We start from the raw sequence: 13,908 nt of genomic DNA on the forward strand, positions 1-13,908 counted from the left end.
TGATTCTAAACAGAAGGAGGACCAGGAGATGAGAAGAGAATTACTGACAACGGTTGTTGGCCTGCTGTTAGCGGCACCTGCGATGGCGGGAACATGCGGTCTCGACGCACAGATTTCCCCTGCGAACCAGAGCGTTAGCGAGAAGGACTCCAGCGGCGTCCCCACCCTGGTCATGCTGAACGGCCAGCCATCTTCCAAGGACGCCACGGCCTATTTGTGGGAACAGATAGCCGGCCCGCTCGTCACGCTCAACAACCCCACCGCTGCCAAGCCGACCTTCTCCGCCCCCGAGGTTGGCCCGTCGGGGGCCACCCTCACCTTCAAGCTCACGGTCAGCGGCTGCTCGCCGCTGCAGCAAAAGAGTGCCACCACGAGCGTGAACGTGGCCAACGTGGTCACCAACCGCCCGCCGGTTGCGTCGGCGACCTTCGCCCCGAGCGCGGTATACGAGGGCACCCTGGTCACTCTCGACGGCAGCAGTTCCTCCGACCCCGACAGCAATCCCCTGACCTACACCTGGTCCCAGTTGACGGGCCCGGCGGTCACCTTGACGGCCGATGGAGCGAAAGCGACCTTTACCGCTCCCGCGGAGGTTCCCTTCCCGAACGGTACCTCGCTCAGTTTCCAGCTGACCGTTTCCGACGGCTCCTTGAAAAGCAGTACTGACCAGATCGTCAACGTGCTTTGGGTGAACGATCCCCCCACGGCCGCGCTTTCCTGTCCCGAGAGCGTGAACGAGGGGTCACAGATAACCCTCGACGGCTCAGGCTCCACCGACAGCGACAACGGCATCGCGAGCTACCAATGGAGCCAGGCGCTCGGCACCCCCAACGCGACCCTGCCGAACTATGACATGGCGACCGCCACTACCCTGAGTTTTGCCGCTCCGCACCTCGACTCCGTTAACGACACCATGACCTTCAAGCTCCTGGTGACGGACGCAGGCTCTCTGAGCGACAGCAAGCAATGTTCCGTGAAGGTGCTCGACGTGACCGCCCCGGCCATCGGCGACGGCCCGGGCAACCTGACCGCCGAGGCAACCTCGGCGGCCGGCGCCGAGGTTACCTTCACCGCGCCGACCGCGACCGACAACGTCGACGGCGTCATCGCCGTCTCCTGCACCCCCGCCTCGGGCGCGACCTTCCCGCTGGGCACCTCGACCGTCACCTGCAGCGTCGCCGATGCCGCGCAAAACGGAGCCAGCAAAGAGTTCTCCGTGAAGGTCCAGGACACCACCGCGCCCGCCGTGACGCCCCCCGCGCCGGTCACCGCCGAAGCGACCGGTCCGAGGACCGAGGTCGCCATCGGATCGGCCACCGCCACCGACGCGGTCGGCGTCAAGGCCATCACCAGCGACGCGCCGGCCAACTATCCGGTGGGCGCGACCATCGTGACCTGGTCCGCCAGCGACAATGCCGGCAACATCGGCACCGCCACCCAGTCCGTCACCGTGCAGGACACGACCGCGCCGGTCGTGACCCCGCCCGCCGCCGTCGTGGCTGAGGCCACAGCACCCCTTTCCGCAGTCGAGATCGGTACCGCCACCGCCGTCGACGCCGTCGGTGTCAAGAGCATCGGCAGCAACGCCCCCGCCGTCTACCCCGTTGGCACCACCGAAGTGACCTGGTCGGCGAGCGACGAGGCGGGCAACATCGGCACAGCCACCCAGTCCGTCACCGTGCAGGACACCACCGCGCCGGTCGTGACCGCTCCGGCCGCCGTCGTGGTCGAGGCGACCGCGGCCCAATCCCCGGTCGCCATCGGCACCGCCACCGCCACCGACGCCGTGGGAGTCAAGAGCATCGACAACAACGCCCCCGCGCTCTACCCGGTAGGGACCACCGTGGTCACCTGGACCGCCAAGGATGCCGCCGGCAACACCGGCATCGCCACCCAGTCCATCACCGTCAAGGACACCACGGCACCGGCAGTGACCCCTCCCGCAGCGGTCACCGTTGAAGCCACCGGCCCCAACACCACCGTCGCGACCGGCAGCGCCAACGCAAGCGACGCGGTAGGGGTGACCAGCCTTGCCAGCGACGCACCCGCCTCCTTCCCGGTGGGCACCACCGTAGTGACCTGGACCGCCAAGGATGCCGCCGGCAACACCGGTACCGCCACCCAGTCCATCACCGTGAAGGACACCACGGCGCCGAAACTCGACGGCGTACCCAAGGGGCTCACCGTGGTCATCGGGCAGGCAGCGACCTATGAGCCGACCGCGACCGACCTTGTCGACGGCAGCGTCCCGGTAACCTGCACCCCGGGCACCGGTAGCAGCTTCGCCCTGGGCACCACCACCGTCACCTGCAGCGCCAAAGACGCTCACGGCAACGGCACCAGCGCCAAGTTCGACGTGAACGTGCAGTACGGCTTCAACGGCCTGCTCGCTCCGTACGATGCCAACAAGGCCTACAAGATCAAGAGCGCCATCCCGCTCAAGTGGCAGTTCACCAACAGCACCGGTTCGGTCATCGCAAGCGCAAGTGCCCAGCCCAGCGTCAGCATCCAGCTGGTAAGCAATGGCGTAGCCTCCAGCGACCTCGTCACCCTGGACGATGCCGGTTCCAGCGGCCTCCAGTACGACAGCGTGACCAACACCTGGCAGTTCAACTGGAAAACGACCGGTTACACCGACGGGACATACAACATCTACATCCAAAGCGGCATCACCGGCCAGAAAATCGGGCCCTTCCCGGTTAGGCTCGCGAAATAGTCGAAGTCAGCAGCAGAAGCGAAAAGGAGGCGGGGAATTCCCCGCCTCCTTTTTTGTTGGAGCCCACCCCTGTCCATCAGGCGGCCTCCGTAATCATCTATTGGGAGGACAGGTTAATTTTTTTTCATGGTTCTATTGCGGAATGGGAGGGATGAGCTATATTGGACACGCCGCACGGATTTTTACGCCCACGAACCCTAAGAGTGGAGGTGACCATGCTGCATCTAACCTATGACTTGCAAGGCAGGCCTGCCGTGGTGCTCGCCAACTGCAAACGGTACTTCAATGGCTTATCGGTACTTCCGTTGTACCGCAACCCGCCGGAGCAGGCAGTACCTCTGGCGACGCTGAAAGCGGCGATCGACGACGCGGATCAGAAATTTCAAGCCGCCATCAATTACGATCGCGTACAGATCGTGCTGCGCAACAAATCGTTTAAGGTGATGGTGGAGTTATTCAAAAAGGTGGTGGCATATCTTCAGTTGGTTGCCACCGAAGATGATATTCCGGACCTGCTACAGGCTGGATTGGAAGTGGTGACGCCGCCTAAGAGGAAAAAAACACCGGTGCCTGCCGGGAGTTAGCCCGCTTCCCACATAACGGGACACATCGACTGTTCCCCCGAGCACCGCGACAGCGGCGTGTTCGGGGGATTTTTTTTCACTCCAGTTGCCCCGCCCACCAGTTGCCCCCCCACCAGTCGCGAACCATAGCTTTGTCATCCGAAAATGGAGGACCACGTCGCGCCTACCAGAGCTCCATTATCCGTAAATGGAGTACCATATCGCGCCTACCAGAGCTCCAGTATCCCAACGTGGCGTACCACATCGCGCCTACCAGAGCTCCATTATCCAAACGTGGCGTACCACATCGCGCCTATCGGAGCGCCATTATCCGAACATGGAGTACCATATCGCGCGTACCGGAGCGCCATTATCCGAACATGGCGTACCATATCGCGCGTACCGGAGCGCCATTATCCGAACGTGGCGTACCACATCGCTCGTACCGGAGCGCCATTATCCGAACGTGGAGCACCACATCGCGCGGACCAGAGCTCCATTAACCGAACGTGGCGTACCACATCGCTCGTACCAGAGCTCCGCTACCCCACAATGGAGTACCACATCGCGCGTACCAGAACGCCAACCGTGTTGACGTTGGGTCTCCAGCCTAAACTGCAGAACGAAGCCCCTGCGCCAGCGGCTGATGGTGGACGATGTGGAGGGTCTTGCAGGCGCGCGTGATAGCGACGTACAGGAGGTTCCTGTCGGGGTCGGTCTGGCGATAGTCGTAAGAACTGGGGTTGTAGAGGATGACGTTGGAGAACTCGACACCTTTGATGGCGTGGGCATGGATCACTTGGACGCCGGGGGAAAAGGAGACCTCCCCCTCCGCATGCAGACCGGGTACGCCGGCGAGCGATACGTGGAGGGCTTTGACATCGGACTTCTTCTTACAGATGACCCCGGTAAGCGAGGTTGGCGCCGCGTGCACCAACGCCTCGACGAGTTCCCGGATCTTCACCATCGACTCACCAGCATTATTAGTGGAATGGACGTCGACCACGCCGGAGTGGGCCTTGGTGGTGTCGGCGTTACGGCCGCTCACCTGGGCAGCCAGGTCGACGATCTCCTTGGGGCAGCGATAGGAAACGGTCAGGTTCTCTTTTTCGAGCCCCTGCGACTGGAGCTGGGCGATGACGCTGGAGAACCCTTGGGAGTCGAGAAAACCGAGGATCTGCTGCTTTTCGTCGGCGCAGATGGTGAGGCTGCGCGCCGCGGAGGTGGCGGCAACGATGGTACGAAGTTCCAGCGAGGAGAGATCCTGGGCTTCATCGACCACGATGTGATCGTAGGCATTGAGCGCACCGAGGACGACGGTACCAGCCGGACGCCGCAGTTGAGCCAGGCGGAGCAAGATGCTGACGTCGGAGAACGAGACCGTCCGCTCCTTCGCGGCGAACTTCCTCTGGGCCACCTGTTGGAACTGCGCGCCGCAATCCGTGCAGAGGGCGGCGACGACGTAGTCCTGCATGAGAAAACGCCACAGGTCGGTGACCGGCTCGATCTTCGTGGTCTCCTTCACGTATTTCGCCAGAAGAGCCGGAACCCTGCTGCTTTTCTTCTGCGCCCCGAAGGGATCGTCGAAGACCGTTTTCAACGAATGGACGCCGAGAGCGGCGAGCGCCGTCAGGGACCAGGCGCTGTAGGTGTCGACGCGGACCGGGCCCAGCAGGGTGTCGCTGCTCTGCTTGACGTAGTCGCGCAGCACCCTGTTGAACATGAGGACGATGCACCGCTCCGGGCGGTACTTCTCCGGTGCGTCGAACATGAGGAAAGAGAGCCGGTGCAGCGCCACCGTGGTCTTGCCCGCTCCGGCCGCGCCGTTTATGACGACGACGCCGTCTCTCAACTTGGTGATGGCCCGGAATTGCTCCGGGGAGATGAGAGCAGCGATGGAGTCCACCATCCGGTGGTCCTCGGTCCGTTCCTTGGTATCGGCAGTCGACTCGGCAACACCGCCGTTCACATGCCACGCGCCGTCACGCAGCTCGTAGGTTTCCGAAGGAGTCTCGATCCGGTTCAGGACCTTCCTGGTGATGGTCACCTTGTCCCGGCGGGTGATCACCCCTTCCCTCTCGACCCCTCTGATGGTCAGCTCGTATTCCTCGCCGATGTCGTACCCCTCGTAGAAGGGGCCGGTGATTTCCGCCTTTCTCCAGTCGATGACGATCACACGCTGGCCGACCATGAGGGTCTGATTGCCGATCAGGTATTCCTTCTTGCCGATCCTGCGGTCGTTGTCGTGGATGCCGAGAATGCCGAAGTAGGGAGAGGCCGTTTGGGTGAATTCATGAAGATACTTGCGCGGCGAGTGGTGCCCGTGCTCGATCAGCTTCTCCGCGAGATCGTTCTTCTCGCGCCAATCCACCGACGCCAGGCGCTGCTGTTCCAGCTCCTTCGTGTACGCCTCGTGCCTCCCGATCGTCTGCAGCCGGTCGACCGCGTACCGCCCGATCGCTTCATGCACCCTGTCCAGCCGCTCGATTTCCTGTTTTACAATTTCCATCAACTCCCCACAGCCAAAACATAAAAAAGCACCCGCAGGAAACCCGCAAGTGCCTAACCTTTGATGATTCGTTACCGCTTAGTCTCGCAACGCTCGCGGACTAGATATACCCACATTCAGCCCCGCTTTCAAGCGCTTTCTTCCAGCATACGCGCGAGGCCTCCCGTTAGCCCCAGAGAAACTGGAAGGCTTTTCCACCCCTGCCATATCCACACCCCATACCCAGGCAACCTGTAAGAAAAACGAGGGCGGCAAAAGGCTCGTTCAGCCGACATACAGCGCATTGATTTGATGCTAGTAACGTTACCAAGAACCGGGATTAAAGCGTAACCGAAGGTTGTGATGATCACGTTATGTTTCAGATGTTTTGTAATGTTTTTTGTTGTGTCGATAGTGGTCGCTCCTGTGGCTCCCTCCTCTGCCTTTATCGTCAGCTTTCCGTTGTTCGAGTACCGCTCTGCCTCGCAACGCTCAACGCGGACTGGACATGCCCAGCAACGTGGCCATAACAAAGTGATATACTGTCAGTGCATTGGGCAAACGTTATAGCCGGGCAATTCCTGCGTGGAGCATGTCATTGACGCAGAGGAAAATGAAGTCCGTGTTATGCGGGTGCCCCCTCTATGGCACCGGCGTTAGCTGCATCCAATTTGACGATGGAAAGGAGAGACGGTATGAGAAACCTTATGACTGCCGCGCTGGTCCTTATAACAACCGCCGTGTTGATGGGCATGGGTAGCCTTGGGGGAGCACCGGAGGGAGAGGTGCCCAAAACGGATGAGAACATCAAGGTGCAGCTTACCGACCGCTCCGGAATGAAAATCGAATTGACCAGGTTTTCTGTAAACGGCAAGGTTTTTCTCGAGGGGAAACGAGGGGCGGGAGAAATGAGTGTCTTCTTCCACGATCTGAAAGAAATCGGCTTTGGCCCTGTCAGTGGCGATATGGTGCCAGCCGACCTGCTGCTAAAATCCGGTCATCGCCTCCAACTGACTATACGCACGGGTGCCGTCTTCCACGGGGACACTGGAGACGGAGCCTACCAGATCTCCGCGCCTGACGTCAGCCGGATCCAAATTCATTAGCTACAGGTGACGGCCACGCGAAAAAGCCCCGGGAATTGAAACAGGAAGCGCTGGGGGGAGCCATGAAAGAGGCACTGTTTTTCCAGCGGGAAGAAGGGAATACGGTCCGCTGCGGCCTTTGCCGCTTCCGCTGCCACATAGCCGATGGCGCCCGTGGAATCTGCGCCGTGCGTGAAAACCGGCGCGGTACACTCTACAGCCTGGTCTACGGCAAACTCTGCGCCGAGCATGTCGATCCCATCGAAAAAAAGCCGCTCTTCCACGTCATGCCGGGGACCAGGTCCTATTCCATAGCCACGGTCGGATGCAACTTCCACTGCCGCCATTGCCAAAACTACACCATTTCCCAGATAGAGCGTGGCGCCCCCATTACAGGTACTGAGCGCTCCCCCTTGGAAATCGTACAAAGGGCCCGGAGTGCCGACTGCCGTTCTATCTCCTACACCTACACCGAGCCGACCATTTTCTTCGAATTCGCCTACGACACCGCCCTCCTTGCCAAAGAGGCGGGCCTGAGCAACGTTTTCGTCACCAACGGCTACATCAGCAAGGAGGCGCTTTCCATGATCGCGCCCTACCTCGATGCGGCCAATATCGACCTCAAAGGCTTCTCCGAGAGCTTCTACCGGGACGTGGTCCATGCCCGTCTCTTCGAAGTCCTCGACTCCATCATCGAATATCGCCGGCAGGGGATCTGGGTGGAACTGACCACGCTGATCATACCGGGACTGAACGATTCAGAGGCCGAGTTGCAGGGGATAGCGGAATTCATCGTCACAAACCTGGGGATCGACACCCCCTGGCACGTGACCCAGTTCTACCCTACCTACAAATTAACCGACCGGCCACGGACACCGGTGGACACGCTGCGCAAGGCGCGAGACATCGGCCGCGCCGCCGGCCTGCGCTACGTCTATGAAGGCAATGTGCCCGGTGAGGGTGGAGAGAATACCTGGTGCCCCTCATGTTCCACCCTTTTGATCGAGCGTTACGGTTTTGCAATCGTTACCAACAGGATCCGCAACGGAGCCTGTCCTGAGTGCGACACCACCATAGCGGGCCTCGGCATGTGAAACGTCCGGGCAAACCACCTGGCAGGAACTAACTGAAAACGCCGAAACGGTCGCGGGTTGCCTGGTCAGCCAAAGGAGAAACTTATGAACGTGGAAATACATGATGTAAAAATCGAGTACCCCGAGGGGTCCAACATAATCATCGGTCAGACCCACTTCATCAAGACGGCCGAGGACCTGTATGAAGTCATCGCCACGACGGTACCACAGGCTCGCTTCGGAGTGGCCTTCACCGAAGCATCCGGCCCGTGCCTGATCAGGACCGAGGGGAACGATGAAGAGTTGGTCCAGGGATGTGTGCAGGTGCTCAAGGCGATCGGCGCCGGTCATGTCTTCTGCGTTTTGCTGCGCGATGCCTACCCCATAAACGTGCTCAACCAGATCAAGAACTGCCCGGAAGTGTGCCGGATTTACTGCGCCACGGCCAATCCGCTCCAGGTTGTCGTTGCCTCGACGCTCCAGGGGTGGGGGATACTCGGCGTCATCGACGGCCTGCCACCCAAAGGGGTGGAAACGGACGAGGACCGGCAGGAACGGCGCGACCTGCTGCGTCGCATCGGTTACAAGCGTTGAGAGATGCCAAGTGAAAAACGGAGAATCTAAAGGGGCCGCATCCTAAAGGTGCACCCCAGACACGAGTGGATCATGAATGACACTAAGCAAGGCTCCCCCCCCGATATCATGAATTTCTGGAAGGTCGCACTGTTCCTGCTCGTTGTTCTGTTATTGTCGTTATGGAACAGCACGTTCAACGTCAACGCCCCCCTGCGCCATACGATCAACTATAGCCAGTTCGTGGAGCAGCTTGGCGCGGGCAATATCAAATCGGTGCTCATCAGGAAGGAAGCCTTGAGCGGCGAATTGCGCAACGAGGCGAGCCTCCCGCTGCAGGAAGGGGAGAAGCCCGCGCAGGTGAAATATTTCAGAACCATACTTCCCCCTTTCCAGGGGGAGGGACTCCTTGCCCAGTTGCAGGAAAAAAAGGTGACCATCAGCATTGAATCTGCCGAACATGGCGTGGTGTGGCAGACGGTGCTCACATTGCTTCCCTGGCTGTTCATCATCGGTGTCTGGCTGGTGATATTACGAAAGAACCAGCAGATACAGGGGGGCCCCGGAGGGCTCTTCACCTTCGGCGCGAGCAAGGCCCGCCTCTATGACGTCAACAAGCCGAGCGTGACCTTCAACGACGTTGCCGGCATGGACAACGTCAAACTGGAATTGAGGGAAACCATCGAGTTCCTGACGGACCCCTCCCGGTTCGAGAGGATTGGAGCGAAGGTTCCCAAGGGGGTGCTGCTGGTCGGCCCGCCGGGGACCGGCAAGACCCTGATAGCCCGCGCTACGGCAGGTGAGGCGGCAGTTCCCTTTTACAGCATCAGCGCCTCCGAGTTTGTCGAGATGTTCGTGGGGGTCGGCGCCTCACGCGTCCGGGATATGTTCAAGAAGGCCAAGGGCACGCATCCGAGCATCATCTTCATCGACGAGATCGACGCGGTCGGCCGGACCCGGGGCACGGGGCTGGGCGGCGGTCATGACGAGCGGGAGCAGACTTTGAACCAGCTGCTGAGCGAAATGGACGGATTTGATCCCCATGAGGAAGTTATCGTCATGGCCGCGACAAACCGACCCGATGTTCTGGACCCTGCGCTGCTCAGGCCGGGGAGGTTCGACCGCCATATCGTGATCGACCGGCCCGGATGGAAGGAACGTAAGGGGATCCTGAAAATCCACGTACGCGGCAAGAAGCTGGCGGCGAATGTGGATCTTGAAATCCTGGCCAAGGGGACGCCGGGGATGACCGGCGCGGACCTGGAGAACCTGGCTAACGAAGCAGCGCTGGTGGCCTTGAGACAGGGAAAGGAGCTGGTGGACGCGCATGATTTCAGCGAAGCCAAGGACATCATCCTGATGGGATCGGTCAAGGAGTTGACCATCAGTGACGAGGAAAAGCGGATAACCGCCTACCATGAGGCCGGCCACACCCTCGTCGCCTGGGAACTGCCGGGCGCAGATCCGATCTACAAGGTCAGCATCATCCCCCGTGGCATGGCGATGGGAGTGACGCAGCTCCTTCCGGGGGAAGATCGCCACTATTATCCCCGCTCCTACCTCATGAACCGGCTGAGCATCAGCCTTGCGGGCAGGGTCGCGGAGAAGATGGTGTACGCCGAGTTTAGCAGCGGAGCGCAGAATGACCTCAAAGACGCCACCGTGCTGGCCGAGAAGATGGTGGCTCAGTGGGGGATGAGCGACAAGGTCGGCCCCATGAACCTCGGCCGCGGCGAAGAACATCCGTTCCTCGGCAGGGAGCTTTCCCTACCCAAACGCTACAGCGAGGAAATGGCCTGGGTCATGGACCAGGAGATCCAGCAGATCATAAGGGAGGCCGAATCAACCGCGACCCGGATACTGAAGGACAGAAGGCATGCCCTTGATGTCCTGGCAGGGGCGCTGCTGCAGGAAGAAGTACTCGAGAGGGCGGATGTGGAGCGGATACTGCGGGATGCCTCGCCGCAAACGAGCATAGTGCAGTGAGCAGTTGCGGGGGACCGCTGCTGAGCCTTCAGATGTGAAGCTAATTTCCACGCCTTAAGGAGGTCCTCTCCCCTATCTCCCGCCTCACCCGAATCAGTAGGAACCGGACTCTCTCGGAAGCTGAGAGGTCATCCATCCTATACAGGGTGTACCTTGGCAGAAGTAGTGCGTTAGATGGTCTGGTGACCAAATACCACAAATTCGGAAGGAAGAACTGAACAAACAACGGGTGATACCGATAGCAGAGACACCTCAACCGAGAGTCTCCGAGAAGGAACGAATCCCTGAGCGGAGGAAGGACTTCAAGGAACTGATGCGCCAAGCGGTTGAACCTCTGTTGAAGATGCTACGGGAGATGCTGAAGAAGATCCTGTAGTGTGGCAAGGGGAGTACCTGGGAAACTGTAGGTGGTCTTCCAGGTACTCCCTCCCCTTCCTATTTAGCAGGACTCAATATCGAAACCATTGAGGCATCTTTAAGAATTATTTTACTTTTGGTAAACACAAGTGCAGAGGGGTACTTGGATGAGGCATCAAGCACGCCAGAATCATTCCCTGTAGTTCCATGGTATGTATCTGTGACATCAGGAACCAACTCCAGCAAAGTACCTTCAATCATCTTCCACTTCCCTGTGTATGGAGCGTCTACAAGGTTTCCAGAAACTCTGAAAGCACCGCTGGTAACACTGTAAGTCCCGTCAGAATTAAAAGTAACTGATCCTGTACTCTTGTCAGGGTAGTTGAGAATGTTCCAGCTACCAACTATAACAGAAGAAGATAAAGTGGCTGGAGCAAGTTCTTCGATGGCTGACTGTAGCGTTGTAGCAGAAAGCGTTGTCTTTGAATTGTCAATAATGATGTTAGAAGCTAACATTTTGGTGTTAGCATCAACTGAGTCTGCCTGAGAACTGCTGCTGCACGCTGAGGTCACTAGAGCCATTCCTGCCATTAACACAGCAAAAGTACGATTCATTTGTTCCTCCTGTGTAGGTAAGTGAAGAGCAAATCTAGTAACATATCATTGACATAGCCTCAAGTAAAACCTTGGGCTGATACCTCTAGCCATACCTCCAGAAGGTCATTGCCCCCTCAGCTTTGCGGCTGCCTCAAAACCAATTACTGGCGCCTCGTGACCACGGGCCTATCCCCAACTTGAGCGAAGCAGATAACCAGATATGTTTAATTAGTGAATGATTACTGCATGCTAACTATAAAGAAAAAGGCCACTCGACTGAATGGCCCTCTTGGAAAGTATAAAGTTTTCCGACTTATTTCTTAATTCTCTTCCTGCCGTATGCTGCAAGACCTACAAGACCAGCACCAAGGAGGAGGATGGTTGAGGGTTCGGGGACAGGAGATGTCTCAACAAGAGAAAACTCGAATCGATTATGTTGATAATCTGAAATGTCAGACAAACTATCATGGAATAAACTTACCTGCATGTAATAGTTTACTTCTGGCGACAATATTGCATCATTTAAACTAGGATAATCATAAGATTCGTATATCTTGCTCCAGGAATCGTCGAATAACGTAATTTTTCCACCTGCTATACCATTAACGCTACTTATCAGGGGAATAGGTTCGTTATTGTTTGCATCTGATTTAATATTCAATAAAAATGTTCCACGGAATTGGTGGTCAATTTCGTACCAACCGGAATACAAAGTTTTCCAAGTATTAAATTCGATAAAAGCGTTGGAATATACGTTGTTATCTGCAAATACTCTTGATGTACCTGAAGTAACTGATGTACCCGCATTCACCTGATAATACTCATTATTGTAAGGCCTAAAGTTAACGCCTATCAACTCAGCGCAATTATCATCATACGCTACAGGAAGACTTTCACCTGAATTATCATTAGCCCAAACAATTTGGTCTATAGGTTCAAAGGATATAGTGTACCCATATGTATTTCCCACTTGTAATAATATTAGCCCCAAGAATGTAGTGAAGATTGAATTTATCTTGATACTTTTCGAGAGCATAATTCCTCCCCAATATTTAGTATCGCCAGATAACTTAAAATTCAGATTATCCCTATGCAACACACTGCATTGCATTTAATTAGGAACACGCAAAACTTCCCTCTGTGTTATAAGTCAGTATATGCAAATTCACATCCAAACTTATAACCACCTGTTCCCATGAGGTTTATTATCTTGTCGCATGCGCTGCAAAACGATTATGTAAAGAAAACCGACAGATTTGCGATACATGGTTAGCTACCTGATGAGCAAGAAGGCCGTTTTAAGGCGATTGCAACAGCAAGTGCATGTCAAGAAATAAAAAAAGCCGGATTTTCTCCGGCCATCGGTGGTTACGGGGGTGGGTTCAGTTGAATCGCCAACGAGCCCTAAAGACACCTTGAGAATAGGCTCACAGGAGAAGGTGAGCCGTGGAAAAAATAGGAAAAAAGGAGACGTTGGACTGAAGACGCGGGGAAATATAACTGCAAATTCGGCTGGGCACAAAAAAGAAACTGCTTTGGGAGGTTGCCGCTGCTCTTGGACTTGTTTTTTAAGCAAGCCTGAGTGCGGTCTCTGACCAAAGCAGTTTCGGTGGTGGCTCCCGGTGACAGAGTAGCGTCTTTAATGCTCACAATGTCTACGCGCAGCTGTCGGTTTTTTCAGAACCGGGTGCTGGTGGAGCGGGAGCTTTTCCCTGTTTTTGAAGGCTGTCACATTAGGGAGAGGCACTAGATTGCGCTTAGCATCCCTCTTGCGCGATGGCCTTCATAGCAGGTAAGAGTAATTATCTGCCTATCAGCTAAAAAAGCAAACAGGAATTTTAGACACAGCAGGCGCCAGAATTCCTGCTCTTTTTTGCCTGCAATAATACTGGTGACGCAACCCCTATCAGCGGCACAATATGCCCAGCACAGTGACAATGGCATCGTTGGCAATAGATATTCCCCCGCCAGGAAGGTCTATGTACGTTGCGTGCTGTCCTGGCTCGTTCATGGTAAAAGAGTCAAATGTGAAATTGGACACTGGATCGTAAATTCTTACATTGACAACCGTTCCCTCCGCATTTTCATTCTTGATACCTACGCGACATTTCCAAAAGTTATATTTAGCGTCGGTGGTGAGGGAAGGAGAACCGGCAGACAGTGCCAGCCCTTCTTTTTGGGTCACCCACACACTGTCAGGTGATTTCGTAGGCAGGGGATTGGGGCTTTTTACGTCGACAGCGACAGTCCCGCTGATTTCAACACTGCCGGTGACGGGGGGAGGGCCCGCAAAGGCCGTACTGCACAACGCGGAGAAAACCAACAGTGAAACGATGCTTTTGTTCATGTTTGCTCTCCTTCTGGCTAGAATGGCACTCGTAAGAACATATAGCCGTGAACGAAATATATGCACGCATTGCGTGCACTGAAATGGCAGCAACTTGGGCGATAACGAGGTGAAAGAGAGCTG

The 13,908-nt window shown here is 56.7% G+C and carries 10 protein-coding genes; 6 read left to right on the forward strand and 4 right to left on the reverse strand.

Annotated features, from left to right (window positions below; genetic code table 11):
- The first annotated feature begins 28 nt into the window (after positions 1 to 28).
- The gene (locus KOL99_RS06725) at positions 29 to 2,716 is read left to right on the forward strand and encodes an HYR domain-containing protein (protein WP_216509713.1); all 2,688 of its coding nucleotides are present in this window, start codon (positions 29 to 31) and stop codon (positions 2,714 to 2,716) included.
- Positions 2,717 to 2,931: 215 nt separating this feature from the next.
- On the forward strand, positions 2,932 to 3,300 hold the full coding sequence (locus tag KOL99_RS06730) for a hypothetical protein (protein ID WP_216509714.1): 369 nt from the start codon (positions 2,932 to 2,934) through the stop codon (positions 3,298 to 3,300).
- Between the two features lie 589 nt (positions 3,301 to 3,889).
- Here the strand turns inward: KOL99_RS06730 and KOL99_RS06735 are convergent.
- The gene (locus KOL99_RS06735; protein WP_216509715.1) at positions 3,890 to 5,788 is read right to left on the reverse strand and encodes a UvrD-helicase domain-containing protein; all 1,899 of its coding nucleotides are present in this window, start codon (positions 5,786 to 5,788) and stop codon (positions 3,890 to 3,892) included.
- Positions 5,789 to 6,462: 674 nt separating this feature from the next.
- Between KOL99_RS06735 and KOL99_RS06740 the strand changes: the two genes are divergently transcribed.
- The 4 genes from KOL99_RS06740 to ftsH all read left to right on the forward strand — a co-directional run bounded on the left by KOL99_RS06740 (position 6,463) and on the right by ftsH (position 10,484).
- Entirely contained in the window at positions 6,463 to 6,873 is a 411-nt protein-coding gene (locus KOL99_RS06740) for a hypothetical protein (protein WP_216509716.1), read from the forward strand.
- A 62-nt stretch (positions 6,874 to 6,935) separates the two neighbouring features.
- Positions 6,936 to 7,946: an AmmeMemoRadiSam system radical SAM enzyme gene (gene amrS, locus KOL99_RS06745; protein ID WP_216509717.1), complete on the forward strand. Its 1,011-nt coding sequence runs from the start codon at positions 6,936 to 6,938 to the stop codon at positions 7,944 to 7,946.
- 84 nt (positions 7,947 to 8,030) lie between these two features.
- Positions 8,031 to 8,519 carry an adenosine-specific kinase gene (locus tag KOL99_RS06750; protein WP_216509718.1) on the forward strand — a complete coding sequence of 163 codons (489 nt, stop codon included), beginning with the start codon at positions 8,031 to 8,033 and terminating at the stop codon, positions 8,517 to 8,519.
- 72 nt (positions 8,520 to 8,591) lie between these two features.
- Positions 8,592 to 10,484 (forward strand): ATP-dependent zinc metalloprotease FtsH, encoded by a 1,893-nt coding sequence (ftsH, locus tag KOL99_RS06755; protein WP_236025862.1) that lies wholly within the window; start codon positions 8,592 to 8,594, stop codon positions 10,482 to 10,484.
- Positions 10,485 to 10,919: 435 nt separating this feature from the next.
- On the opposite strand, the gene KOL99_RS06760 is transcribed toward ftsH, so the two are convergent.
- The 3 genes from KOL99_RS06760 to KOL99_RS06770 form a co-directional block, all read right to left on the reverse strand.
- The gene (locus KOL99_RS06760; RefSeq protein WP_216509719.1) at positions 10,920 to 11,456 is read right to left on the reverse strand and encodes a hypothetical protein; all 537 of its coding nucleotides are present in this window, start codon (positions 11,454 to 11,456) and stop codon (positions 10,920 to 10,922) included.
- 295 nt (positions 11,457 to 11,751) lie between these two features.
- Complete coding sequence (locus tag KOL99_RS21590; RefSeq protein WP_236025864.1) at positions 11,752 to 12,474, reverse strand: PEP-CTERM sorting domain-containing protein; 723 nt, start codon at positions 12,472 to 12,474, stop codon at positions 11,752 to 11,754.
- 870 nt (positions 12,475 to 13,344) lie between these two features.
- On the reverse strand, positions 13,345 to 13,785 hold the full coding sequence (locus KOL99_RS06770; RefSeq protein WP_216509720.1) for a hypothetical protein: 441 nt from the start codon (positions 13,783 to 13,785) through the stop codon (positions 13,345 to 13,347).
- Positions 13,786 to 13,908 lie beyond the last annotated feature (123 nt).

The organism is Geomonas azotofigens (assembly GCF_018919395.1).
GTDB lineage: Bacteria > Desulfobacterota > Desulfuromonadia > Geobacterales > Geobacteraceae > Geomonas > Geomonas azotofigens.